This is a genomic window from Agromyces sp. NPDC029043 (genome assembly GCF_055564615.1).
The window spans coordinates 1-24,149 of the sequence record NZ_JBVHVX010000018.1 but is presented as its reverse complement, the minus strand read 5'-3'; the positions used below and the strand labels follow the sequence as shown (position 1 = coordinate 24,149).

General features: G+C 71.2%; 21 protein-coding genes. 17 read left to right on the top strand and 4 right to left on the bottom strand.

What is annotated here, in order from left to right; genetic code table 11:
• The first annotated feature begins 48 nt into the window (after positions 1-48).
• The 7 genes from ACZ4TW_RS18455 (at position 49) to ACZ4TW_RS18425 (ending at position 8,805) form a co-directional block, all read left to right on the top strand.
• Positions 49-732 carry a DivIVA domain-containing protein gene (locus ACZ4TW_RS18455; RefSeq protein ID WP_465545079.1) on the top strand — a complete coding sequence of 228 codons (684 nt, stop codon included), beginning with the start codon at positions 49-51 and terminating at the stop codon, positions 730-732.
• On the top strand, positions 722-1,336 hold the full coding sequence (gene lspA, locus ACZ4TW_RS18450; protein WP_465545077.1) for a signal peptidase II: 615 nt from the start codon (positions 722-724) through the stop codon (positions 1,334-1,336). Before ACZ4TW_RS18455 ends, lspA begins: the two co-directional genes overlap by 11 nt.
• 1 nt (position 1,337) lies before the next feature.
• The gene (locus ACZ4TW_RS18445; RefSeq protein WP_465545075.1) at positions 1,338-2,258 is read left to right on the top strand and encodes an RluA family pseudouridine synthase; all 921 of its coding nucleotides are present in this window, start codon (positions 1,338-1,340) and stop codon (positions 2,256-2,258) included.
• 88 nt (positions 2,259-2,346) lie between these two features.
• Positions 2,347-5,877 carry a DNA polymerase III subunit alpha gene (gene dnaE, locus ACZ4TW_RS18440; RefSeq protein ID WP_465545073.1) on the top strand — a complete coding sequence of 1,177 codons (3,531 nt, stop codon included), beginning with the start codon at positions 2,347-2,349 and terminating at the stop codon, positions 5,875-5,877.
• 47 nt (positions 5,878-5,924) lie between these two features.
• Complete coding sequence (hisD, locus tag ACZ4TW_RS18435) at positions 5,925-7,232, top strand: histidinol dehydrogenase (RefSeq protein ID WP_465545071.1); 1,308 nt, start codon at positions 5,925-5,927, stop codon at positions 7,230-7,232.
• Between the two features lie 30 nt (positions 7,233-7,262).
• Positions 7,263-7,736, top strand: a complete 474-nt coding sequence (nrdR, locus tag ACZ4TW_RS18430) for a transcriptional regulator NrdR (protein ID WP_465545069.1) — start codon at positions 7,263-7,265, stop codon at positions 7,734-7,736.
• 13 nt (positions 7,737-7,749) lie between these two features.
• Positions 7,750-8,805: a quinone-dependent dihydroorotate dehydrogenase gene (locus ACZ4TW_RS18425; RefSeq protein WP_465545067.1), complete on the top strand. Its 1,056-nt coding sequence runs from the start codon at positions 7,750-7,752 to the stop codon at positions 8,803-8,805.
• Between the two features lie 39 nt (positions 8,806-8,844).
• On the opposite strand, the gene ACZ4TW_RS18420 is transcribed toward ACZ4TW_RS18425, so the two are convergent.
• Positions 8,845-9,903, bottom strand: a complete 1,059-nt coding sequence (locus ACZ4TW_RS18420) for an App1 family protein (protein WP_465545065.1) — start codon at positions 9,901-9,903, stop codon at positions 8,845-8,847.
• A gap of 104 nt (positions 9,904-10,007) precedes the next feature.
• On the opposite strand from ACZ4TW_RS18420, the gene ACZ4TW_RS18415 reads away from it, so the two are divergent.
• The 5 genes from ACZ4TW_RS18415 (at position 10,008) to ACZ4TW_RS18395 (ending at position 13,965) form a co-directional block, all read left to right on the top strand.
• A complete protein-coding gene (locus ACZ4TW_RS18415; protein WP_465545063.1) occupies positions 10,008-10,667 on the top strand; it encodes a TetR/AcrR family transcriptional regulator in 660 nt (219 codons plus the stop codon).
• A 112-nt stretch (positions 10,668-10,779) separates the two neighbouring features.
• Entirely contained in the window at positions 10,780-11,592 is an 813-nt protein-coding gene (locus ACZ4TW_RS18410; protein ID WP_465545061.1) for an ABC transporter ATP-binding protein, read from the top strand.
• The gene (locus tag ACZ4TW_RS18405; protein ID WP_465545058.1) at positions 11,589-12,281 is read left to right on the top strand and encodes an ABC transporter permease; all 693 of its coding nucleotides are present in this window, start codon (positions 11,589-11,591) and stop codon (positions 12,279-12,281) included. The genes ACZ4TW_RS18410 and ACZ4TW_RS18405 overlap by 4 nt, the downstream gene beginning before the upstream one ends.
• The gene (locus ACZ4TW_RS18400) at positions 12,278-13,039 is read left to right on the top strand and encodes an ABC transporter permease (protein ID WP_465545056.1); all 762 of its coding nucleotides are present in this window, start codon (positions 12,278-12,280) and stop codon (positions 13,037-13,039) included. The genes ACZ4TW_RS18405 and ACZ4TW_RS18400 overlap by 4 nt, the downstream gene beginning before the upstream one ends.
• A complete protein-coding gene (locus ACZ4TW_RS18395) occupies positions 13,036-13,965 on the top strand; it encodes an ABC transporter substrate-binding protein (RefSeq protein WP_465545054.1) in 930 nt (309 codons plus the stop codon). Before ACZ4TW_RS18400 ends, ACZ4TW_RS18395 begins: the two co-directional genes overlap by 4 nt.
• On the opposite strand, the gene ACZ4TW_RS18390 is transcribed toward ACZ4TW_RS18395, so the two are convergent.
• From ACZ4TW_RS18390 to ACZ4TW_RS18380, 3 genes are all read right to left on the bottom strand, one after another.
• Positions 13,962-14,690, bottom strand: coding sequence for a DedA family protein (locus ACZ4TW_RS18390; RefSeq protein ID WP_465545052.1), 729 nt, complete (start codon positions 14,688-14,690; stop codon positions 13,962-13,964). The genes ACZ4TW_RS18395 and ACZ4TW_RS18390 overlap by 4 nt on opposite strands.
• A 75-nt stretch (positions 14,691-14,765) precedes the next feature.
• Positions 14,766-15,692 carry a M56 family metallopeptidase gene (locus ACZ4TW_RS18385; protein ID WP_465545050.1) on the bottom strand — a complete coding sequence of 309 codons (927 nt, stop codon included), beginning with the start codon at positions 15,690-15,692 and terminating at the stop codon, positions 14,766-14,768.
• Position 15,693: 1 nt separating this feature from the next.
• A complete protein-coding gene (locus ACZ4TW_RS18380; protein ID WP_465545048.1) occupies positions 15,694-16,065 on the bottom strand; it encodes a BlaI/MecI/CopY family transcriptional regulator in 372 nt (123 codons plus the stop codon).
• Positions 16,066-16,175: 110 nt separating this feature from the next.
• On the opposite strand from ACZ4TW_RS18380, the gene ACZ4TW_RS18375 reads away from it, so the two are divergent.
• From ACZ4TW_RS18375 to ACZ4TW_RS18355, 5 genes are all read left to right on the top strand, one after another.
• Positions 16,176-17,588: a cytochrome ubiquinol oxidase subunit I gene (locus ACZ4TW_RS18375; RefSeq protein WP_465545046.1), complete on the top strand. Its 1,413-nt coding sequence runs from the start codon at positions 16,176-16,178 to the stop codon at positions 17,586-17,588.
• A gap of 10 nt (positions 17,589-17,598) precedes the next feature.
• Complete coding sequence (cydB, locus tag ACZ4TW_RS18370) at positions 17,599-18,606, top strand: cytochrome d ubiquinol oxidase subunit II (protein ID WP_465545044.1); 1,008 nt, start codon at positions 17,599-17,601, stop codon at positions 18,604-18,606.
• A gap of 1 nt (position 18,607) precedes the next feature.
• Positions 18,608-20,242, top strand: coding sequence for a thiol reductant ABC exporter subunit CydD (cydD, locus tag ACZ4TW_RS18365; protein WP_465545043.1), 1,635 nt, complete (start codon positions 18,608-18,610; stop codon positions 20,240-20,242).
• Positions 20,235-21,980 carry an amino acid ABC transporter ATP-binding/permease protein gene (locus ACZ4TW_RS18360; RefSeq protein WP_465545041.1) on the top strand — a complete coding sequence of 582 codons (1,746 nt, stop codon included), beginning with the start codon at positions 20,235-20,237 and terminating at the stop codon, positions 21,978-21,980. The genes cydD and ACZ4TW_RS18360 overlap by 8 nt, the downstream gene beginning before the upstream one ends.
• Before the next feature lie 162 nt (positions 21,981-22,142).
• A complete protein-coding gene (locus tag ACZ4TW_RS18355; RefSeq protein WP_465545039.1) occupies positions 22,143-24,026 on the top strand; it encodes a PA domain-containing protein in 1,884 nt (627 codons plus the stop codon).
• Positions 24,027-24,149 lie beyond the last annotated feature (123 nt).

Below are 24,149 nucleotides of genomic sequence, written 5' to 3'. Positions count from 1 at the left end.
TAGCTGAACGTGATCGACAGTTCGACAGATTCAAAGGGATGGGAAGCCATGGCGCTAACTCCGGAAGATGTGGTCAACAAGCGCTTCCAGGCGACGAAGTTCCGGGAGGGCTACGACCAGGACGAGGTCGACGACTTCCTCGACGAGGTGGTCGTCGAACTGCGCCGGCTGAACCAGGAGAACGAGGAGCTGCGCCAGCGGCTCGCTGCTGCCGAGGCCCGTGCCGGCGAGGGCGGTGCCGCGCCGGCGGCCGCACCCGCGCCCGTCTACGCCGAGCCCGCGGCCGCGCCGCCCACGGTCGCGGTGCCCACGCCCGCACAGCCCTCGCAGGCTGAGATCGACGAGCAGACCAGCACCACCAACCTGCTCCAGCTCGCCCGTCGCCTCCACGAGGAGCACGTGCGCGAGGGCGTCGAGAAGCGCGACGCGCTGATCGCCGAGGGCCACGCGACCGCGGCACGCATCGTGGCCGAGGCCGAAGCGAAGCAGCGCGCGCAGATGGGCATCCTCGACCAGGAGCGCGTCGCACTCGAGAAGCGGGTCGACGAACTGCGCGTCTTCGAGCGCGAGTACCGCCAGAAGCTGAAGAGCTACATCGAGGGCCAGCTCCGCGAGCTCGACACCGCCCAGCCGGTGCAGGTCTCGGGTGGTGCGGGCTTCTCGGCCCCGGTCGGTGCGCAGGGCGCCACGAGCGACCAGCCGGCTCCGACCTTCCAGGGCTTTGGCGGCTGAGCGCGCGGCCAGGATCGGCACCACCGCGCTGCTCATCCTGGTCGGCGTCGCGATCACCGTCTACGGCGTCGACCAGCTGAGCAAGTACTTCGTCGTCACCACGCTCGCCGAGGGCGAGGTCGTCCCGGTCCTCGGCAACGTCCTGCAATGGCAGTTCGTGCGCAACCCCGGGGCGGCCTTCTCGATCGCGAGCGGCATGACCTGGGTCTTCACGATCCTCGCCGCGGGCGTCATCACCTTCATCGTGTGGTTCGCCCGTCGCATCCGCTCGATCGCCTGGGCGCTCGTCTTCGGCCTGCTGCTCGGCGGCGTGCTCGGCAACCTGACCGATCGGCTCTTCCGCGAGCCGGGCTTCGGCATCGGGCACGTGATCGACTTCATCTCGACGCCGTGGATGCTGCCCGCGATCTACAACGTGGCCGACATCGCGATCGTCTCGAGCATGGTCCTGTTCATGATCCTCACGATCCGCGGGGTGGGTCTCGACGGGTCGCGGCCGGCGCGCGACCGCGACGGCGGTGCGACGGATGCCTCGACGCCCGAGGCGGAATCCGGGCGCGGGGCCCGGGGCGGCGCACCCGCCGAGCTCGCGCGCGAGTCCTGACGTGGAGCACCGTTCGCTGCCCGTACCCGACGGGCTCGAGGGGTCGCGCGTCGACGCCGGGCTGGCGAAGCTGCTCGGCTTCTCCCGGACGCAGGCGGCCGAGGTCGCCTCGGCGGGCGGCGTGCTCCTCGACGGCGCCGTCGTCGACAAGGCCGACCGCCTGCGCGCCGGTGCCTGGCTCGAGGTGACCTGGGCACCGCCACGCACGCTCGAGGTCGAGGCCATCCCGGTGCCCGACCTCGGCATCGTCCACGACGACGACGAGATCGTCGTGGTCGACAAGCCCGCGGGTGTGGCCGCCCACCCCTCGCTCGGATGGGAGGGCCCGACCGTCGTCGGAGCGTTGGCCGCGGCCGGCTACCGGATCTCCACCTCCGGCGCTCCCGAGCGCCAAGGCGTCGTCCACCGTCTCGACCAGGGGACGAGCGGGCTCATGGTCGTGGCGAAGTCGGAGCGCGCCTACACCGACCTGAAGCGCCAGTTCCACGACCGCGAGGTCGACAAGGTCTACCACACGGTCGTACAGGGCCATCCCGATCCCCTCGCGGGCACGATCGACGCGCCGGTCGGCCGGCACCCGCGGTCGGAATGGAAGTTCGCGGTCACGTCCGACGGCAAGCACGCCGTGACGCACTACGAGACCATCGAGGCATTCCCATACGCTTCCCTGCTCGAAGTGCACCTCGAGACCGGGCGAACGCACCAGATCCGCGTGCACATGGCGGCGCAGCGCCATCCGTGCGCGGGCGACGCGATGTACGGGGCCGACCCCACGCTGAGCGCGCGACTCGGGCTCGAGCGGCAGTGGCTCCACGCGAAGGAGCTCTCGTTCGTGCACCCCGGCACGGGGGAGTGGACGACCTACGAGTCCGACTACCCGGCCGACCTGCAGCACTCGCTCGACCTCCTGCGCGGCGACTGAGCGACGGATGCCGCGAGCCCCGGTCGACATGTCGCCCGGGGCTCATACACTGTGAACACACCCCCGAACACGCCTCGCAGCACCACCGATGAGGAGCCCTGTGGCCGCCGATTCCTTCGTCCACCTGCACGTGCACTCCGAGTACTCGATGCTCGACGGCGCGGCCCGGGTCGGCGAGCTGATGAAGGCCACCGCGGCCGAGGGCATGCCCGCCGTGGCGATGACCGACCATGGCAACGTGTTCGGCGCGTACGACTTCTGGAAGCAGGCGACCGACGCCGGGGTGAAGCCCATCATCGGCACCGAAGCGTACCTCACGCCGGGCACGCACCGGAGCGACAAGACGCGCGTGCGGTGGGGCAACGGCGGCGGCGACGACGTCTCCGGTTCGGGCGCGTACACGCACATGACGCTGCTCTCCGAGACGACCGAGGGCATGCACAACCTCTTCCGGCTCTCCAGCCGAGCCTCGATCGAGGGCTACTACTTCAAGCCGCGCATGGACCGCGAGCTGCTGCAGACGTACTCCTCGGGCCTCATCGCGACCACGGGCTGCCCGTCGGGCGAGGTGCAGACGCGCCTTCGGCTCGGCCAGTACGACGAGGCCGTCCGGGCGGCGGCCGAGTTCCGCGACATCTTCGGCAAGGAGAACTTCTTCGCCGAGGTCATGGACCACGGCCTCGGCATCGAGAAGCGCATCATGAGCGACCTGCTCCGCCTCGCGAAGCAGCTCGACCTGCCGCTCGTGGCGACGAACGACCTGCACTACACGCACGCCCACGATGCCCAGAGCCACGCGGCGCTGCTGTGCGTGCAGTCGGGCTCGACCCTCGACGACCCGAACCGGTTCAAGTTCGACGCCGACGAGTTCTACCTGAAGTCCGCCGCCGAGATGCGGCACCTGTTCCGCGACCACCCCGAGGCGTGCGACAACACGCTGCTCATCGCCGAGCGCTGCGACGTGCAGTTCAACACGAGCGCGAACTACATGCCGCGTTACCCGGTGCCCGAGGGCGAGAGCGAGCAGAGCTGGTTCGTGAAGGAGGTCGAGAAGGGCCTGCACGAGCGCTACCCGGCCGGCATCCCCGATGCCGTTCGGAAGCAGGCCGACTACGAGGTCGAGGTCATCAGCCAGATGGGTTTCCCCGGCTACTTCCTCGTCGTCGCCGACTTCATCAACTGGTCCAAGCGCAACGGCATCCGCGTGGGCCCCGGCCGCGGCTCGGGCGCCGGGTCGATGGCGGCCTACGCCATGCGGATCACCGACCTCGACCCGCTGCAGCACGGCCTCATCTTCGAGCGGTTCCTGAACCCCGACCGCGTCTCCATGCCCGACTTCGACGTCGACTTCGACGAGCGTCGTCGCGGCGAGGTCATCAAGTACGTCACCGACAAGTACGGCGACGAGCGCGTCGCCCAGATCGTCACGTACGGCACCATCAAGGCCAAGCAGGCGCTGAAGGACTCGAGCCGGGTGCTCGGCTTCCCCTTCGGCATGGGCGAGAAGCTCACCAAGGCCATGCCGCCGGCGGTCATGGGCAAGGACATCCCGCTCTCGGGCATCCTCGACAAGGAGCATCCGCGCTACAAGGAGGCCGGCGACATCCGCGCCCTCATCGAGACCGACGCCGAGGCGAAGACGGTCTTCGACACCGCGCTCGGCCTCGAGAACCTCAAGCGGCAGTGGGGCGTGCACGCGGCCGGGGTGATCATGTCGAGCGAGCCGCTCATCGACATCATCCCGATCATGAAGCGGGAACAGGACGGCCAGATCGTCACGCAGTTCGACTACCCCGCGTGCGAGTCGCTCGGCCTGATCAAGATGGACTTCCTGGGCCTGCGGAACCTCACGATCATCGACGACGCGCTCGACAACATCGAGGCGAACCGCGGCTTCCGCCCGGTCCTGGAAGACCTGGCGCTCGACGACGTCGAGGCCTACCAGCTGCTCTCGCGCGGCGATACGCTCGGCGTGTTCCAGCTCGACGGCGGGCCCATGCGGTCGCTCCTCCGGCAGATGAAACCCGACAACTTCGAGGACATCTCGGCCGTCATCGCGCTCTACCGGCCGGGCCCGATGGGCGCGAACTCGCACATCAACTACGCGCTGCGCAAGAACGGCCTGCAGCCGATCACGCCGATCCACCCCGAGCTCGAAGAGCCGCTGAAGGACATCCTCGACACGAGCTACGGCCTGATCATCTACCAGGAGCAGGTCATGGCGATCGCGCAGCGGGTCGCCGGGTTCAGCCTCGGCCAGGCCGACATCCTGCGCCGTGCGATGGGCAAGAAGAAGAAGTCCGAGCTCGACAAGCAGTACGAGGGCTTCTCGGGCGGCATGAAGGCGAACGGCTTCTCGGATGCCGCGGTGAAGACCCTCTGGGACATCCTGCTGCCGTTCTCCGACTACGCGTTCAACAAGGCCCACTCGGCGGCGTACGGCGTGCTGAGCTACTGGACGGCCTACCTGAAGGCCCACTACCCGGCCGAGTACATGGCGGCGCTGCTCACCTCCGTCGGCGATGCGCGCGACAAGCTCGCCCTGTACCTCAACGAGTGCCGGCGGATGGGCATCAAGGTCCTCCCGCCCGACGTGAACGAGTCGATCGGCTTCTTCGCGGCCGTCGGCGACGACATCCGGTTCGGCCTCGGTGCGGTGCGGAACGTGGGCTTCAACGTCGTCGACGCGATCCGCGCCGCGCGCGACGCGAAGGGCCGCTTCGAGACGTTCCACGACTTCCTGAAGAAGGTGCCGACCCAGGTCGCCAACAAGCGCACTGTCGAGTCGCTGGTAAAGGCGGGCGCGTTCGACTCGCTGGGCCACACGCGCCGGGCGCTGGTCGAGATCCACGAGGGCGCGGTCGAGGCCGCCGTGAAGGAGAAGCGCGCCGAGGAGAACGGCGACGTCGGCTTCGACTTCGACAGCCTCTTCGAGGACCACGAGAAGGAGGCCGCTCCGTCGCCCGTGCCCGACCGCCCCGAGTGGTCCAAGCGCGACAAGCTGGCGTTCGAGCGCGAGATGCTCGGGCTGTACGTCTCCGACCATCCGCTCGCGGGGCTCGAGGCCACACTCGCCAAGCACGCCTCGACGACGATCACCGACCTCATGTCGTCCGATGCCACGCAGGATGGCGACACCGTGACGATCGCCGGGCTCGTGACGAGCGTGCAGCACCGCGTCGCGCGGCAGAGCGGAAATCAGTACGGCATGATCCAGGTCGAGGACTTCTCGGGTGAGATCACCGTGATGTTCATGGGCAAGGCCTACCAGGAGTTCGCGCCGGCGCTGAGGGGCGACTCCATCGTCGTCGTCCGCGGTCGCGTCAGCATGCGAGACGACGGCATGAACCTGCACGCCTACAGCGTCTTCGAGCCCGAGGTGGGCCAGGGCGACGAGAACGCGCCCGTGGTGATCTCGCTGCCCGACGTGCGGGCGACGACCGACACCATCACGGCGCTCGGCGACGTCCTGATCCGGCACCGCGGCGACACCGAGGTGCGGCTGAAGCTCACGAAGGGGCGCACCGCGCGGGTGTTCGAGCTGCCGTACCCGGTCGCGGTCAGCGCCGACTTCTACGGCGAGCTGAAGAGCCTCCTGGGGCCGAACTGCCTGACGTGACGGGCCCGGTGCGGGCGCGGCGACGGCCTCGATAGGCTGGTCCGACCATGCTTCGAACGATCGACCTCCGCGGTTCCCGTCCGTCCGCCACCGAGCTGCTCGCGCTCGTGCCGCGCGCCGCGACCGATGTGGCCGCCGCGCTCGAGCCTGCGCGCGCGCTCATCGACGACGTCCGCGAGCGCGGCGAGGCGGCGCTGCTCGACCAGGCCGAACGGTTCGACGGCGTCCGTCCGGGCGCGGTCCGCGTGCGGGCCGCCGAGCTCGCCGAGGCCCGCGACGCGCTGCGGCCCGACGTGCGCCGAGCGATCGAGTCGACCATCGAGCGTGTGCGCGCGGCGAGCGCCGCCCAGGTGCCCGCGCCCGAGCGCACGGTGCTCGCGACGGGCGCCGTGGTCGAGCAGCGCTGGCAGCCCGTCGCTCGCGTCGGGCTGTACGTGCCCGGGGGCAAGGCCGTCTACCCGTCGAGCGTCGTCATGAACGTCGTGCCCGCCCAGGTCGCGGGCGTGCGCTCGATCGCGCTCGCCTCGCCGGCCCAGGCCGCGTACGACGGACGCATCCACCCGACGATCGCGGGCGCCGCGGCGCTGCTGGGCATCGACGAGGTCTACGCCATGGGCGGCGCGGGCGCGATCGGGGCCTTCGCCCACGGCGTCCCCGGAATCGGGCTCGACCCCGTGCAGCGCGTCACGGGCCCCGGCAACGTCTTCGTCGCGGCGGCCAAGCGCCTCGTGCAGGGCGTCACCGGCATCGATGCCGAGGCCGGCCCCACCGACATCCTCGTGATCGCCGACGACGCGGCCGACGCCGACTTCGTGGCATCCGACCTGGTCAGCCAGGCCGAGCACGACGAGCTCGCCGCGGCCGTGCTCGTCACCGACTCGGCCGAGTTCGCCGAGCGCGTGCTCGAGCGGCTCGCGGTGCGAGCGACCGAGACGCGCCACTCCGAGCGCGTGCGGATCGCGCTCGAGGGATCGCAGTCGGCGGTGGTCCTCGTCGACGACCTCGAGCTGGCCGCCGAGTTCGCGAACGCGTTCGGCGCGGAGCACCTCGAGATCCAGGTGCGCGACGCCGACGCGACGCTCGCGCGCATCGACAACGCCGGCGCCATCTTCATCGGCCCGTACTCGCCCGTCAGCCTCGGCGACTACGCGGCGGGCTCGAACCACGTGCTCCCGACCGGGGGGCAGTCGCGTCACGCGGCAGGACTGTCGGCGGCGACGTTCCTGCGCCCCCAGCAGGTCGTGCGGTACGACGAGGCCGCGCTGCGCGAGGTCGCGCCCGTCATCGCGACCCTTTCGGCCGAGGAGGACCTGCCCGCGCACGGCGAGGCCGTGACCGCCCGGTTCGGACGGTGACCGCGCACGCGCCGGTACGCTGAGAGCACCATGTACTGCCCCTTCTGCCGCCATCCCGACTCGCGCGTCATCGACTCCCGCACGAGCGACGACGGCCTGTCGATCCGCCGCCGGCGCCAGTGCCCGGAGTGCGGGCGCCGGTTCTCCACCACCGAGACGGCGAGCCTCTCGGTCATCAAGCGATCGGGCGTGATCGAGCCGTTCAGTCGTGAGAAGGTCGTGCTCGGCGTGAAGAAGGCGTGCCAGGGGCGCCCGGTCACCGACTCCGACCTCGCGGTGCTCGCGCAGAAGGTCGAGGAGACGATCCGGTCGACGGGCGCGTCGCAGATCGAGGCGAACGACATCGGCCTGGCCATCCTGCCGCCGCTGCGCGAGCTCGACGAGGTCGCCTACCTCCGGTTCGCGAGCGTCTACCAGGCGTTCGAGTCGCTCGACGACTTCGAGGCGGCGATCGAAGCGCTCCGCGAGGAGCACGGGCGCCTCCCGGCCCGCCCGGTCGAGTAGCCTGAGCGACGGCATGTATCGACTCCTCTTCTCCCTGGTCTTCTCCCGCATGGACCCGGAGGCCGCGCACCACCTCGCGTTCCGCGTCATCCGAGCCCTTCCGTTCCTCGGCGTCGGCCGCCTCGTCGAGCGGTGGACCGGGCCGTCGTCCGAGCTCGCGGTCGAGGCCCTCGGCCTGCGCTTCCCGTCGCCGTTCGGCGTCGCGGCCGGCTTCGACAAGGACGCCCTCGCCGTCGTCGGGCTCGGCAACCTCGGCTTCGGTCACGTCGAGGTCGGCACGATCACGGCCCAACCGCAGCCCGGCAACGAGCGGCCCCGCCTCTTCCGGCTGGTCGCCGACCGCGCGCTCATCAACCGCATGGGCTTCAACAACGGCGGGGCGGATGCCGCGGCCGGCCGCGTCTCGCGGTTGTCGCGCCGCGCGCATCGGCCCGTGCTCGGCGTGAACATCGGCAAGAGCCGGGTCACGCCGGTCGAGCAGGCCACCGACGACTACGTGCGGAGCGCGAAGGTGCTCGCGCCGCACGCCGACTACCTCGTCGTCAACGTCAGCTCGCCGAACACACCCGGGCTCCGGGGGCTCCAGGAGCTCGACGCGCTCGCGCCGCTCCTGGCGGCGGTGCAGGCGGCCGCCGGCGCGACGCCGTTGCTCGTGAAGATCGCCCCCGACCTCGACGATGCCGAGGTGGTGCGGATCTGCGAGCTCGTGACCCGGCTCGGCCTCGACGGCATCATCGCCACGAACACCACGATCTCGCGTTCAGGCCTCGTGACACCGGCGACCGAGATCGAAGCGATCGGCGCCGGCGGTCTCTCGGGCGCGCCCCTGGCCGCCCGCTCGCTCGCGGTGCTGCGCCTGATCCGGGAGCACGTGCCGGCGTCGCTGTGCGTCATCTCGGTCGGCGGGGTCGAGACCGCCGAGGAGGTGCAGGAGCGGCTCGACTCGGGCGCCACGCTCGTGCAGGGGTACACCGCGTTCATCTACCGTGGGCCGCTGTGGGCCAGGCAGGTCAACCGCGGCCTCGAGCGACTCCGAGGCGAGCGGCGCGCCGCGATCCCGGTCGCCTGACACGGCGACGGCCCGCCGAAGCGAGCACCCGAGCGGGCGTCAGAGCATGCCCACGTCGCCGAGCCGGTCGGCGAGCGTCGCACCATCGCTCGCCGACACCCAGGGGACGTCGGCGCCGTGCTGCTCGGCCTTGGCCCGGCCGCCGGCGAGCACGGCCTCTCCGACGGAGAGCTCGCGGATGGCGATCGCCGCGACCTGGTCGGGGTGCCGCCTGGCGAAGTCGGCGTAGAGCTCCTCGTCGTGCTGTCCGTCGTCGCCGATCAGCAGCCAGCGCATGTGCGGGAACTCCTCGGCGAGCCGGTGGAGGTTCTCGGTCTTGTGCGCGCGCCCGCTGCGGAACCAGCGGTCGTGCGTCGGACCCCAGTCGGTGAGCAGGATCGGCCCGGCCGGGTAGAGGTTCCGCGAGAGGAAGCGCGTGAGCGTCGGCGCCACGTTCCACGCGCCGGTCGACAGGTAGATGACGGGCGAGCCGGGGTGGGCCCGCGCGAGTCGCTCGTAGAGCACCGCCATGCCGGGGGTGGGGCTGCGGGCGTGCTCGTCGAGCACGAACGTGTTCCAGAACGCGACGAAGGGGCGCGGGAGCGCGGTGACCATGACCGTGTCGTCGATGTCGGAGACGATGCCGAAGTCGACGTCGGGCCCGACCACCCAGATGGGCGCCTCCACGTCCTCCGAGCCCTCCACGCGCAGCACGGCGCGGTTCCATCCGGCCTCGAGCCGCACGGGGATCTTCGTGTCGACGACGCCGCCCCGGTCGGCGAGCACCTCGATGCGCTCGCCGCCGACCTCGATCACCACGGGGACGTCGCCGACCGGCACGCTCGTGAAGCTGCGCCATCCGCGGATGCCCTGCTCGCGCCGCCGGCGGCGCCGCTTGGACGTGTCGTCGGCGCGCACCGGCTTCGACAGCAGCACGCGGCAGAACACGCGGACCCACTCCGTCGACCCGTAGCCGGTGTACGGCACGACGGTGGGCACGTGGCCGCGACGACGGGCCCAGCGTTCGCGCACGTCGTGGATCCAGTCCTCGAGACGTGCGGCGCCGTGCCGGACCGGCCGTTGCCGGGCACCGGCCGGGAAGGGGGAGCTGACCGGCATCCACTTAGTCTGTCATGCACCCCCGCCGGGACGCGAAACCCCGCCGTCATGGTCGGGGCCGCGGCGCGGCACGGGTAGAGTGGTCCGGCAAGTGAGGAGGTTCCGTGCCCAACATCGACCTGATCCTCGGGACCGATCACGGACGGAGGCGCTCGGTACGCACCGAGCCGACGCAGCGTCGCAGCACCCAGCGGCTCGACGCGCTGCTCGACGCCGCCGCCGAGATCGTCGACGAGCTCGGCTTCGAGCGCCTGACGACCCAGATGGTCGCCGAGCGCGCAGGCGCGTCGATCGGCACGGTCTACCGCTACTTCCCCGACCGCGTGGCCGTGCTGCACGCCCTTCGCGATCGCAGCGTCCGCCGCTATCGCGAGCGCCTGGCCGAGACCATGGAGCGCGCCGAGCTCGAGGAGTGGTGGGATGTCGTCGGCCACGCCCTCGACGTGTGCGCCGACCTCTATCGCGAGGAGCCCGGCTTCAGCGTGATCCACGCCGCGCCGCGGGAGGCGTCCGACCGCGACGGCGAGCCCGAGCTCGCGCACCGCGTGGCCCGCCTCATGGAGCACGAGTTCGGCATCGCCGACGAGGCGGAGATCCGGTTCCGCCTCGGCGTCTCCCTCGAGATCGCCGCGACGCTCATCCACCGGGCGTTCGAGCGGGATGCCGCCGGCGACCAGCGCTACCTCGACGAGGCCCGCCGCGTCGTGCGCGAGTACCTCGACGAGCATCTCTCGACGCGCGCCGCGGACTCCTCGGCGGCCTGAGAACCTGCCGCGCGCGCGGCGAACCGCCGCGACATCCGTTGCCCCCGACGGCCCCGAGGTGTTTGGCTTGACCGTGCGCCGCACGGCGTCCCGCACCCGGGAAAGAGGCAGCATGATCGAGTTCCGCGGCGTCACCAAGCAGTTCCCCGACGGCACGGTCGCCGTGCACGAGGTCGACATCGTCATCCCGCCCCGCAAGACGACCGTCCTCGTCGGCTCGTCGGGGTCGGGCAAGACGACGCTGCTGCGCATGATCAACCGCATGGTCGACCCGACCGCGGGCCGCGTGCTCATCGACGGCACGGATGTCTCGACCCTCGATCCGGTGAAGCTGCGACGCGGCATCGGGTACGTGATGCAGAACTCCGGGCTGCTGCCGCACCGACGGGTGATCGACAACGTCGCGACCGTTCCGATGCTGCGCGGCGAGCCCAAGCGCGAGGCCCGCCGCCGCGCGCTCGAGCTGCTCGACACCGTCGGCCTCGACCGGTCGCTCGCCGACCGCTACCCGGCGCAGCTCTCGGGCGGCCAGCAGCAGCGTGTGGGGGTCGCCCGCGGACTCGCCGTCGACCCGAACATCCTGCTGATGGACGAGCCGTTCGGCGCGGTCGACCCGATCGTGCGCGCCGAGCTGCAGCAGGAGCTGCTGCGCCTGCAGGGCGAGCTCGGCAAGACCGTCGTCTTCGTCACGCACGACATCGACGAGGCGTTCCTGCTCGGCGACCAGGTCGTGATCCTGCGCACGGGCGGCGAGATCGTGCAGAGCGGGTCCCCGGCCGAGATCCTCGCCTCACCGGCCGACGAGTTCGTCGCCGGCTTCATCGGCGCCGATCGCGGCCGACGGGCGCTGCACGTCACGGAGGTCGACGGCCGGCGCGTCGTCGTCGACGACGACGGGCGACCCGCCGGAGTGCTCGCGTCGTGAACTGGCTCTGGAACAACCTCGACCGGGTGGCCGAGCTCGCGCTCGTGCACCTGGCATTGTCGGTGCCACCCATCATCCTGAGTTTCGTGATCTCCGTGCCGATCGGGTGGGCCGCGTGGCGCTACCGCTGGTCGCGCGGGGTGGTGCTCGGGCTCTGCGGCATCCTGTACGCCATCCCCTCGCTGCCGCTGTTCATCGCGCTGCCGGGCATCATCGGCACGTCGGTGCGCTCGCCCGTGAACGTGGTCGTCGCGCTCACGCTCTACGGGATCGCGCTGATGGTGCGCACCGCCGCCGACGGGTTCGGCGACGTCGATCCCGATATCAGGCTCTCGGCGACCGCCATGGGCTATTCGTCGCGCGGCAGGTTCTGGGCGGTCGAGTTGCCGCTCGCCGGGCCGACCCTCCTCGCCGGCCTCCGCGTCGTGATCGTGAGCACGGTGAGCCTCGTGACCGTGAGCGCGGTCCTCGGCATCCAGAGCCTCGGAAGCCTGTTCACCGACGGCTTCCAACGCAACATCCCGCTCGAGATCGCGACGGGCATCGTCGTGACGGTCGCCCTGGCCCTGCTGCTCGACCTCGCCGCCGTGCTGCTCGGGCGCATACTCCTGCCCTGGGAGCGCGCCGACGGTCGCTCCCGCCGACCCGCCCGCCGGCTGGTGCGCGACCCGGAAGGGGCCGTCGCATGAGCCTGTTCGCCGAGGCGTTCGCGTGGATCCTCGACCCGGCGAACTGGGCTGGCGAAGACGGGATCGGCGCGCAGCTGTGGTTCCACCTCGTGTTCAGCCTCGCGGTCGTGGCCGCGGCGGCGGCCATCGCGCTGCCCGTCGGCGCGCTCATCGGGCACACCGGCCGAGGGCGGGAGACGGCCGTGACCATCTCCGGCGGCATGCGCGCCCTCCCGACGCTCGGGCTGCTCACGCTCGTCGCCCTCGCGCTCGGCGTGGGGCTCGTCGCGCCGTTCATCGCGCTCGTCGTGCTCGCGATCCCGCCGGTCCTGGCGGGCGCGTACGCCGGCATCGGGGCGGTCGACCGCCGCACCGTCGACGCGGCCCGCGCGATGGGCATGACCGAGGCGCAGATCGGCGGCAAGGTCGAGTTCCCGCTCGCGCTTCCCACCATCATGGGCGGCATACGCTCGGCGGTGCTCCAGGTGGTGGCCACGGCGACGCTGGCCGCCTACGTGGGCGGCCCCGGGCTGGGCACCTACCTCTTCCTCGGCATCCAGACGCGCGACTACCCGCTCATGCTCGCCGCGTCGATGCTCGTCATCGCGCTCGCGCTCGTGCTCGACGGGGCGTTCGCCGCGCTGCAGCGCCTCGTCGTGCCGGCCGGCGTCCGCGCGGCGCGCGGTGCCGACAAGCTCCGCCTCCGGCCATCCCGGCCGAAGGCGGTCGTGGGAGGCCCGGTCGCCGGGCGGCCCGTCAACGAAGGGAATGCATCATGAGGTCCGTGACTGGAAAAGGCCGGCTCGTCGCACTCGCGGCGGTCGCGGTCGGGGCGACAGTGGCCCTGGCAGGGTGCGCGTCGGGGGATCCCCTCGACGAGGATCCGGGCGACGGCGAGGGCGGCGGCGAGACGATCGTCATCGGCTCGCAGGACTACTACTCGAACGAGATCATCGCCGAGATCTACGCGCAGGCCCTGGAGGCCAACGGCTACACGGTCGAGCGGGACTTCCGCATCGGCCAGCGCGAGGTCTACATCCCCGAGCTCGAGTCGGGCGCGATCGACCTGTTCCCCGAGTACACCGGCAACCTGCTGCAGTACTACGTGCCCGACACCGAGGCGACGACCTCCGACGACGTGTACGCCGAGCTCGAAGGCGCCCTTCCCGAGGGTCTCCGCGTGCTCGAGCAGTCGTCGGCGACCGACCAGGACTCCTACAACGTCACGCGCGAGTTCTCCGAGGCGAACGGTGTGACCAGCCTCGCCGACCTGGCCGACGTGACGGTGCCGATCACGCTGGGCGGCAACGCCGAGCTCGAGACGCGTCCGTACGGTCCCGACGGCCTGAAGGAGGTGTACGGCGTCGAGGTGGGCTTCACCGCGATCCAGGACTCGGGCGGCGCGCTGACGCTCAAGGCGCTCACCGACGGCCAGGTCCAGATGGTGAACATCTACAGCGCCGACCCGAACATCGCGACGAACGACCTGGTGACGCTGGAGGATCCGGAGGGGCTCTTCCTCGCCTCGAACGTCGTGCCGGTCGCGAGCGAGAACGTCACCGACGAGATCGCCGCGATCATCGACGAGGTCAGCGCGGCGCTCACGCCCGAGGGGCTGGTCGAGCTGAACGCGCAGAGCGTGAACGAGCAGCGCTCGGCCGATGAGATCGCGGCCGAGTGGCTCGAGTCGGAGGGCCTCGTCTAGGCCGGGCCGCCGCGCTCGGAGGGGTCGGTCGCCTCGGCGGCCGACCCCTCGTGCGTCGCCGCGCGACCGCGTTGCGGGTGCGCCGCATCCTCGGCCATGTGCCGTGCCTCGAGCTTCATCAGCACCTTCTTCCCGGTCCACACGAGGAGGAGGAAGAGCACGATGGCGCCCACGAAGAGGTAGCCGGCCCAGTGCAGTTCCTCGCTGAGTTCGCGGTAGCCGCCCGCCGCCGCCGACCCGACGCTGACATAGGCGAAGGACCAGATCACGCACGCGGGCGCCGTCCACGTGATGAACCGCCGGTAGCTCATGTCGCTCATCCCCACGGTGAGCGGCACGAGCGAGTGCAGCACGGGCAGGAACCGGGAGATGAACACCGCCGGACCGCCGCGGCGCGCGAGGTAGCGCTGCGCCCGATGCCAGTTGTGCTCGCCGATGCGCCGGCCGAGGCGCGAGTGCTGGATGTGCGGTCCGAACCATCGGCCCAGGGCGAAGCCGATGCTCTCGCCGATCAGCGCGCCGACGATCACGGCGAGCGCCAGCGCGAAGTACTCGACGGTGCCGTCGACCGCCGTGGCGGCGACGAGGACGATGGTGTCGCCGGGAACGACGAGGCCGATGAGCACCGAGGTCTCGAGCATGATGCCGAGTGCGGCGAGCAGCGTCCGCAGCACGGGGTCGACCCCCGCGACGGTCTCGAGGATGCCGTCGAGCAACTCGTTCACGATTCGAGCCTAGGGCGTGACCCTCCGCGCGGGCCGTGCGCCGCTGACCGGGCCGGGGCGGGCCCGTCCGCCGGGTCAGGAGGCGATCGCGGCGAGGACCCCGACGGGTACCGCGACGATGACCGCCGTGGCGGCCCAGCAGGCTGCGCGGGCGCCCGGGTCGAGCGGATGGCGCGGCGCCTCGAGGCGCTCGAGCCGCTGTTCGAGCATCCCGGCGTCGGGGTTCACGCCGCCGGTGTCGGCGTAGGGCCCCGGTTCCCCGGCGGCGCCGACGCGCACGAGCGCCCCGCGGAGCGCGTGGGCGCCGACCTCGGTGCGTGCGCGGTCGTCGGCGAGCATCTCGGTCAGCAGCGCGACCGCCCGTTCGGCGCGGTTCGCGATGGGGAACCACGGGAGCGCCCCGTGCCAGGCGCGGAACGCCAGGAGCACGAGGTGGTGGAACTGGTCGAGGTGCGCGCGCTCGTGCGCGATGACCGCGCGCAGCTCGTCGGTGTCGAGCAGGTCGACCAGGCCCGCGGTGATGACGGTCGCGGTGCGGATTCCCGGGACGCAGTACGCGAGCGGGATGGGGTGCGAGAGGATGCGGGCGCCCGACGCGTCGTCGGCGGGGTCGGCGAGCAGGTCGACCATGCGGTGCAGCCGGCGGCGTGCGCGCTCGGCACGAACCGCGGTGGTGGCGACGTTGAGGGCGAGGTGCACGGCCAGCCCGACGGCGAGCGTGAGCGCGGCGACCTGGATGATCCCGAACGCGGCGGGGATCGGACCGGCCAGGAGCGCCGGCAGCAGGAGCCGTGCGGCGGCCGCGAGGGATCCGGCCGGTGCCGCGCCGAAGGCGAGGAGCGACCCGATCATGGCGAGGGCGCCGCCCAGCGCGATGCCCTGCCAGAGCGCAAGCGCGGCCGCGGGGGAGCGGCTGGGCCATGCGGCCTTCGAGAGCGCCACCGGGACCGGCCACGCGAGCGCGAACGCGAGCGCGCCGAGCAGCACGGCGGCGGCGATCACGTCAGTGTCGGACGAGCTCGTCGAGCAGTCGACGCAGCGTGTTCGCCTCGCCCGCGCTGACCGTGCCGACGAACCGGGCGAGTGCGGCGTCGCGATCGGACGACGAGGAGAGCACCTCGTGCATGAGCTCGGCGGTGTGCTCGGCACGCGTGAGGAGCGCGTGGTACCGGTGGGGCCGTGTGTCGCGGGCGCGGGCGACGAACCCCTTGCGCTCGAGGCGGGACAGCACCGTGAGCACGGTGGTGGTCGCGGGGGCACGCGACGGCGCGCCCGGCTCGGCCAGGCGGTCGCGGATCTCGTTCGCGGTGAGCGCCGTGTCGCTCATCCAGAGCTGCTCCATGATCGAGCGCTCCAGCTCGCCGAGTGTTGCCATATCTCGAGGATAGCGCGCAAGGGCCCAAAGGTTCTACAGGGCGTAGAAAATTGCTCTACGCTGTGTAGAAGAATCGCGCCGCAGTTCACTCCCATGAAAGGGGCCCCACAGTGAACGACCTCCTCGATCCGCTGCTGCTCGCCCGGTGGCAGTTCGGACTGACCACGGTCTACCACTTCCTCTTCGTGCCCATCACGATCGGACTGGCGACCACCACCGCGGTCTTCCAGACCGCGTGGGTGCGCACGGGCAAGGTCGAGTACCTGCGCATCACGCGGTTCTTCGGCACGATCTTCCTCATCAACTTCGCGATGGGCGTGGTCACGGGCATCGTCCAGGAGTTCCAGTTCGGCATGAACTGGTCGGAGTACTCGCGCTTCGTCGGCGACGTCTTCGGCGCACCCCTGGCGCTGGAGGGCCTGCTGGCGTTCTTCCTCGAGGCGACGTTCATCGGCCTCTGGATCTTCGGCTGGAACCGCCTGCCGCAGAAGGTGCACCTCGCCACGATCTGGGCGACGGCGATCGGCACCATCCTTTCGGCGTACTTCATCATCGCGGCGAACGCGTTCATGCAGAACCCGGTCGGTTACGAGATGAACGCCGAGCGCGGTCGCGCCGAGCTCGTCGACATCTGGGCGCTCCTGACCAATCCGGTGGCGGTCGCGGCGTTCCCGCACACCATCGCGGCGTCGTTCATGGTCAGCTCGGGCCTGATCATCAGCGCCGCAGCCTGGCACCTCGCACGCAACCAGCACCTCGACACGATGCGCCCCGCGCTGAAGTTCGGCCTCTGGACGATGGTCGGAGCGGGCGCGCTCACCACGTTCTTCGGCGACCAGCTGAGCCTCGCGATGGTCGCGACGCAGCCCATGAAGATGGCCGCGGCCGAGGCGACCTACGACACGGTCTGCGGGGCGGATGCCTCGTTCTCGCTGTTCACGCTCGGCACGCCCGACGGCAGCACCGAGCTGTTCTCGATCCGCGTGCCCTACCTGCTCTCGCTGCTCTCGACGCACACGCTCGACGGGTGCGTGGAAGGCATCAACGACCTGCAGGCGCTGTACACCGACCTGTACGGGCCCGGCGACTACGCCCCGATCATCTGGGTCACCTACTGGTCGTTCCGCTGGATGATCGGCCTGGGCATGCTCCACGTCCTCATCGCGGTGGTCGGCCTGTGGCTCACCCGCAAGGGCCGGATGCCGCGGCAGCGGTGGATCTGGACGGTCGCGATCTGGAGCTTCCCGCTCTCGCTCGGCGCGATGATCGTCGGCTGGATCTTCACCGAGATGGGTCGCCAGCCCTGGATCGTGTTCAGCCTCCTACCCACGGAATCGGCGGTGTCGCCGAACGTGACCGGGCTCGACGTGCTCATCTCGCTCGTCGTCTTCACCCTCGTCTACGGCGCGCTCGCCGTCGTCGAGGTGAAGCTCATCCTCCGCGCCATCCGGAAGGGCCCGCCCGAGATCGCCCCACCCGACCCGGAGACGGGCAGAGTCGAACACGCCGCAACGGTCTACTAGGAGACAAGACATGGATCTCGCAGTGCTCTGGTTCTGGATCGTCGCCTTCCTCTTCGTCGGCTACTTCGTGCTCGACGGATTCGACTTCGGCGTCGGGATGTCGCTGCCCTTCCTCGCGAAGGACGACACCGACCGCCGCGTGCTCATCAACACCATCGGCCCGGTCTGGGACCTCAACGAGACCTGGGTCATCGTCGCGGGAGCCTCGCTCTTCGCGGCGTTCCCGGAGTGGTACGCGACGCTGTTCTCGGGGTTCTACCTCGCGCTGCTGCTCATCCTCGTCGCGCTGATCGCGCGCGGCGTGTCGTTCGAGTACCGGCACCAGCGGCCCGAGGCCGAGTGGAAGCGCCGCTTCGACTGGATGATCATCATCGGCTCGGCCGTGCCCGCGCTCCTCTGGGGCGTCGCGTTCGCGAACATCGTCCAGGGCGTGCCGCTCGATGCCGACCACAACTACACCGGCACGCTGTTCGACCTGCTGAACCCGTATGCGCTGCTCGGCGGGCTCACGACCCTGCTCCTGTTCTTCACGCACGGCGTCGTGTTCGCCGCGCTGAAGACCGACGGCGAGATCCGCGAGCGCGCTCGCCGGCTGGCGACGCGGGCCGGCACCGCGACCATCGTGGTGGCCGCCGCGTTCCTTCTGTGGACCGGCTTCGCGCACGGCACGGCGTGGTTCTGGGGTCTCGCGGCGGTCGCCGCGCTCGCGCTCGTCGGAGGCTGGCTCGCGAACGGTCGCGGTGCCGAGCGCACGGCGTTCGCGCTCATGGCCGTGACGATCGGCGCGGCGGTGTTCGCACTGTTCGCCGCGCTGTTCCCCGACGTGATGCCGGCCTCGAACGACCCGGCCAACAGCCTGACCATCGCGAACGCGTCGAGTTCCCCGTACACGCTGACCGTCATGAGCTGGACGGCGCTCATCTTCCTGCCGCTGATCCTCGCCTACCAGGGCTGGACGTACTGGGTGTTCCGCAAGCGCGTCACCCGGCAGACGATCGACGCCGCCGTCGTCCACTGACGTGCGTCCGCTCGATCCGAGGCTGCTCCGCCGGTCGCGTGCCGCGCGGGGCTTCCTCGTCGCCGGCGGAGCGCTCGCGCTCCTGCAGGCCGGGGCGACGGTCGCGTTCGCGTGGGCGCTCGCGTCGCTCGTCGTCGGGCTCATCGAGGGCGGGGTGCCCGGCGGGATCGGCGTGGAGCCGGTCGTGGGCGTGCTCCTCGTCGCGGCCTCGGTCCGGGCCCTCGCGGGCTGGTCGTGGGAGTGGCTCGGCTCGGCCGGCGCCATGCGCGTCAAGTCGGAGCTCCGCGACGAGGTCCTCGCGACCCTCGAGGACCGCCCCGGCGCCCGTGCGGTCACCACGGCGCGGGCCGCCACGCTCCTCGGTCCGGGTCTCGATGCGCTCGACGACTACTTCGGCCGCTACCTGCCCCAGCTCGTGCTCACCGCGATCGCCACGCCGGCGCTCGTCGCCGCCGCCTGGGCCTCCGACTGGGTGTCCGGGCTCATCCTCGTGCTCGTGCTCCCGCTCATCCCGGTGTTCATGGCGCTCATCGGCATGGCCACCGAGGTCGTGCAGCGCAGGCAGTGGCAGCGACTGCAGTCGCTCTCGCGCGGGTTCCTCGAGGTCGTCGGCGGGCTGTCGACGCTCATGGTCTTCGGCCGCGCCGAGCGCCAGGTCGGACGCATCCGTGTCGTCACCGACGACTATCGATCGAGCACCATGAAGGTGCTGCGCGTGACCTTCCTCTCGGGGTTCACGCTCGAGCTCGCGGCGAGCTTGTCCGTCGCGCTCGTCGCCGTCTCGATCGGGCTGCGACTCGTGGCCGGCGACATGTCGTTCGCGCCGGGGCTGTTCGTGCTGATCCTCGCTCCCGAGGTGTTCCTTCCCATCCGCAACGTCGGCGCCGCGTTCCACGCGTCGACGGCGGGGCTCGAGGCGTCGCGCGACGCCCTCGGCCTGCTCGACGGCGCCGGCGAGGCGGCGCCCGCCTCTGCGGCGAGCGGGCCCGACGGCGTGGGGGCGGATGGCACGGGGCTGCGCATCCGCGACCTGCGCGTGCTCCGCGACGAGCGCGCGGTCGTCGAGCACCTCGACCTCGACGTCGCGCGGGGGGAGCTCGTCGCCCTCACCGGTGCCAGTGGCTCCGGGAAGTCGAGCGTGGTCGCCGCGCTCCTCGGATTCGCCGAGGCGGAGGGCGAGCTGACGCTCGACGGCGCGCGCGCGGGCGCCGCAATGCGCGACCGCGTGGCGTGGGCCGGCCAGGCTCCGCAACTGCTCGAGGGAACCGTGGCGGACAACGTCCGACTCGGTTGCGAGGACGCTCCCACGGCGCTGCTCGATCGCGCGCTCGAGACCGCCGGCGTCGACGTGCCGGCGGGCCTCCGACTCGGACCGGGCGGGGCGGGCCTGTCGGGCGGTCAGGCGCAGCGCGTCGCCGTCGCACGCGCGGTGCACCGTGCGCTCGCGACGGGCGCCGGGCTGCTCGTGCTCGACGAACCGACTTCGGCACTCGACCCGGGTCTGGAGACCGGGCTCGCGCGGGGACTGCGCGAACTCGCGCGCGAGGGGCGCGCGGTGCTGGTGACCACCCACCGCGAGGGGCTCGCCGGGCTCGCCGATCGGGTCGTCCGGATCCCGGAGGCGGCCCGTGTCTGACCGCACCCGCTCCGTCCTCCGGCAGGCGATCCCGCCCGTCCGGGTGCTGCTGCCGTCCGTGCTGCTCGGCGTGCTCGCCGGCCTCTCCAGCGTGGCGCTGCTCGGTGCGAGCGCATGGCTCATCGCCCGCGCCGCCGAGCAGCCGCCGGTGCTCTTCCTCCAGCTCGGCGTGGTCGGCGTGCGCGCCTTCGCGCTCGGCCGCGCCGTGTTCCGCTACCTCGAGCGCCTCGCCGGGCACGATGCGGCGTTCCGGCAGCTCGCGGAGATCCGCGTCGGGGTCTTCGAGCGCATGCTGCCGCTCGCGCCCGACGGGCTCGCGACGTCGCGCCGCGGCGACCTCCTTGCTCGCTTCGTGGGCGACGTCGACGACCTGCAGAACGTGTCGCTGCGCATCGTGCAGCCGGTGGCGAGCGCAACGGTCGTGCTCGTCGCGGCGATCGCCGGGCTGGCCTGGCTCGCTCCGGCGTCCGCTCTGGCGGTCGGCACGTGCCTCGTGGCGGGCGTCGCCATCGCCGCCCTCGCCCAGGCGGTGCTGGCCGCCCGCGCCGACGCGCGGCTGGCGCCGCTGCGCGGCGAGCTGCAGGCCGCGATCCTCGAGCACGTGCAGGCGCTCGACGTGCTGGTCGCGTTCGATGCCGCCGAGGCGAGCCGGGGCCGGATCCGCCGACTCGGGGCACGGCTCGAGCGCGCGACGCGGGCGCGGGCCTCCGCCGTCGGGCTGGCGGCGGCGGCCATGAGCGCCGTGGGCGCCTTCGCGGCCACGGCGAGCCTCGGTGCGGCGCAGCCCCTCCTTGCGGACGGACGCATCGACGGGCCGACGTTCGCGGTGCTGTGCCTCGTGCCGCTCGCGATCGCGGAGGTCGCAGCGGCGCTCCCGATCGCGATCGGGTCGCTCAGGGTCGTGCGCGCCAGCGCGCGGCGCGTTGCCGACGCGGTGCCCGACGAGGTGCCGGCTGAGCTGCCGCGGCCCGTCGTCGGATCGGCGTCGTGCGCGGCGGTGGGCGACTCCGGCGTGCCGCCGATACGACTGCGCGGGGTGCGCGCTCACTGGCCGCGCGTCGGTGCCGACGATGTGCGAGACGTGGCCGCGGATGGCTCGGCGAGCGGTGCTGCGGGCGCGTCGACGCGGCACGGCGAGCCCCTGCCATCCGTGCCCGCGGCCCTGGAGTCGATCGACCTGGACCTCGCGCCGGGGGAGCGGCTGCTGGTGGAAGGACCGTCGGGATCGGGGAAGACGACGCTCGCGCACGTGCTCGTGCGGTTCCTCGATCACGAGGGCTCGTACCGGCTCGGGGGCGCCGAGGTACGACAGCTCGATCCGCGCGCGGTGCGACGCGTCGTGGGCCTCGTCGAGCAGCGGCCGTGGCTCTTCGACGAGGACGTGCGCCAGAACCTCGTCTTCGCGCGCGACACCGCGTCGGACGAGGAACTGCTCGACGTGCTCGACCGTGTCGGGCTGCGCGAGTGGGTGGAGGAGCGCGGCGGCCTCGACGCGCCCGTGGGCGAGCGCGGCGGGCTCGTCTCGGGCGGGCAGGCTCAGCGGATCGCGCTCGCACGGGCGATGCTCGCTGACTTTCGCATCCTCGTGCTCGACGAGCCGACCGCGAGCGTCGACCCCGATCGGGCGGACGCGCTGCTGCGAGACCTCCTCGACGCGGCGGGGCGCGACCGGTCCGTCGTGCTCATCTCGCACACGGGAGCGCCCGAGGGGACGGTCGACCGGAGGATCGCGCTCTGAGCACATCGACGAGCTCAGCGCGATGACGATTTCACGCGTTCCGCGCACGGTTGTTGCGTGCATACCCCCACCCCTAGGCGGGATGCCATCGCTCTGGTTGAATCCGACCGGAACCACCGGACTGGATTTCCCCTACAAGGAGCCTTCATGAGAAGAAGCGCAATGACCACCGGTATCGCCCTCACGGCCGCAGCGGCACTCGCCTTCGCCGCCGCGCCCGCGATCGCGCATGACGACACGGAGTGGATCGATGACGGCGTCCTCGACTCCGGGAAGGAGACGCACTACCACCACGAGCACGACCAGCAGCACGGCGAGGAGAAGGGACACCTCCCGGCGGTCAACGAGAACGTCGACGTGATCGGGAAACTCGACCTCTTCGCAGGTGCGGAGCAGCCGGGCCGCATCGCCGACGTCTCGGCGTACGGGAACTACGCGTACCTCACCGCGTTCTACGAGCCCGAGTGCGACCGCGGCGGCGTGTACATCGCCGACATCTCCGACCCCTCGCAGCCGGAGCTCGTCACGCAGATCCCGAGCCACCAGGGCACCTTCAGCGGTGAGGGCTCGCAGGTGATCCACCTCGAGACCAAGCACTTCAGCGGCGAACTGCTCGCGTTCCAGAACGAGATCTGCCCCGGGTACACGAACGGCATCGGCGGCATCACCCTCGTCGACGTGTCCGACCCGACCAAGCCGAAGATCCTCGTCGAGGGCGCCGGGGACTTCTCGAACGCCGGCAAGGCGCAGACCAAGGCCAACGAGACGCACTCGGTCCGCATGTGGACCGACGGCGACAAGGCCTACGCGGTGCTCGTCGACGACGAGGAGGACACCGACATCGACATCCTCGACATCACCAACCCGTCGAAGCCGAAGCTGATCTCCGAGACGTCGCTCGACGCCGACACGGCGCAGTCGCTGGGTGCGGTGCACGGCGACGCGGTCTTCCTGCATGACATGGTCGTCGAAGAGGTCGGCGGCGTCATGACCATGCTCGTCTCGTACTGGGACGGCGGGTACGCGATGCTGAACGTCGAGAACCCGGCGGACCCGGAGTTCATCGCGGACACCGACTTCGCCGCCGCTGATCCCGTGCGTGCGCAGTTCGGGCAGACGATCTCGCCTGAGGGCAACGCGCACCAGGCCGAGTTCACGAACGACCGCAAGTACTTCATCGCGACTGATGAGGACTTCGACCCGTTCCGGGTGGTCGCCACCATGGAGGATGGAACCGAGTTCACCGCCGTGCAGGGCTCCGACGTTCCCGCGATTGGCGCCGACGAGGACTCCTGGCTGTCGGGTCCGTCGCGGTACGTGGGGCTGGCGTGCGACCCGAACTTGATCCCCCAAGCCAGCGCGACGGAGGACGAGATCGCGGTCATCGAGCGCGGCGTGTGCGACTTCACGGTCAAGGTCCAGAACGTCGAGGCCAAGGGCTACGACGGCGCGGTCGTGTTCAACCGGACCGGAGTCGATGGGTGCGAGGCGCTCGTCTCGATGCTCGTTGAGGCCGGGATCCCGGCGGTGTTCGTGTCGCGGACCGACGGCTTCCGGATCGTCACCGGTGGCGTGCCGGCCGGATACGCGTGCGACGACGCCGGGGGTACCGCGGTACCTTCGAACCTCATCGGCACCGCGGGTCAGGACGTCGACATCAAGGCGGTCTTCGACGGCTGGGGCTACGTGCACCTGTACTCGACCACGCCGGTCGAGGTCGACGGGAAGCAGAAGCTGCCGGAGCTCGACCAGTACTGGGTCGATGAGAGCCAGGACCCGGCGTACGCGTCGGGCTCCGGCGACCTGTCGGTGCACGAGGTCGCGACCGACCCCGACGAGCAGTTGGCCTACATCTCGTACTACGCCGCGGGCTTCCGCGTGCTGAGCTACGCGGACGGGCAGCTCGAAGAGGTCGGCAGCTTCATCGACGAAGGCGGCAACAACTTCTGGGGCGTCGAAGTGCACAAGATCGGCAACGAGAAGTACGTGCTGGCCTCCGACCGCGACAGTGGGCTGTACATCCTCCAGTACAACCCGGGAGACTGATCGGCTCGGACCGCTGCGGGGGGGGGGGGGGGGGGCCCCCCCCCCCCCCCCTCCTCCCCCCTCTTCTAGGGGGGGGGGCGGACACGGGTTCCGCGAGCCACACGTCCTCCAAGGGGAGGACGT

Excerpts from the sequence above, each read along its gene's own strand:
- nrdR (WP_465545069.1), top strand. The coding sequence starts at position 7,263 with ATGTACTGCCCCTTCTGCCGCCATCCCGACTCGCGCGTCATCGACTCC.
- hisD (WP_465545071.1), top strand. The coding sequence starts at position 5,925 with ATGCTTCGAACGATCGACCTCCGCGGTTCCCGTCCGTCCGCCACCGAG.
- ACZ4TW_RS18395 (WP_465545054.1), top strand. The coding sequence starts at position 13,036 with ATGAGGTCCGTGACTGGAAAAGGCCGGCTCGTCGCACTCGCGGCGGTC.
- ACZ4TW_RS18455 (WP_465545079.1), top strand. The coding sequence starts at position 49 with ATGGCGCTAACTCCGGAAGATGTGGTCAACAAGCGCTTCCAGGCGACG.
- ACZ4TW_RS18380 (WP_465545048.1), bottom strand. The coding sequence starts at position 16,065 with ATGGCAACACTCGGCGAGCTGGAGCGCTCGATCATGGAGCAGCTCTGG.
- dnaE (WP_465545073.1), top strand. The coding sequence starts at position 2,347 with ATGAGGAGCCCTGTGGCCGCCGATTCCTTCGTCCACCTGCACGTGCAC.
- ACZ4TW_RS18355 (WP_465545039.1), top strand. The coding sequence starts at position 22,143 with ATGACCACCGGTATCGCCCTCACGGCCGCAGCGGCACTCGCCTTCGCC.
- ACZ4TW_RS18400 (WP_465545056.1), top strand. The coding sequence starts at position 12,278 with ATGAGCCTGTTCGCCGAGGCGTTCGCGTGGATCCTCGACCCGGCGAAC.
- ACZ4TW_RS18425 (WP_465545067.1), top strand. The coding sequence starts at position 7,750 with ATGTATCGACTCCTCTTCTCCCTGGTCTTCTCCCGCATGGACCCGGAG.
- ACZ4TW_RS18410 (WP_465545061.1), top strand. The coding sequence starts at position 10,780 with ATGATCGAGTTCCGCGGCGTCACCAAGCAGTTCCCCGACGGCACGGTC.
- ACZ4TW_RS18420 (WP_465545065.1), bottom strand. The coding sequence starts at position 9,903 with ATGCCGGTCAGCTCCCCCTTCCCGGCCGGTGCCCGGCAACGGCCGGTC.
- cydB (WP_465545044.1), top strand. The coding sequence starts at position 17,599 with ATGGATCTCGCAGTGCTCTGGTTCTGGATCGTCGCCTTCCTCTTCGTC.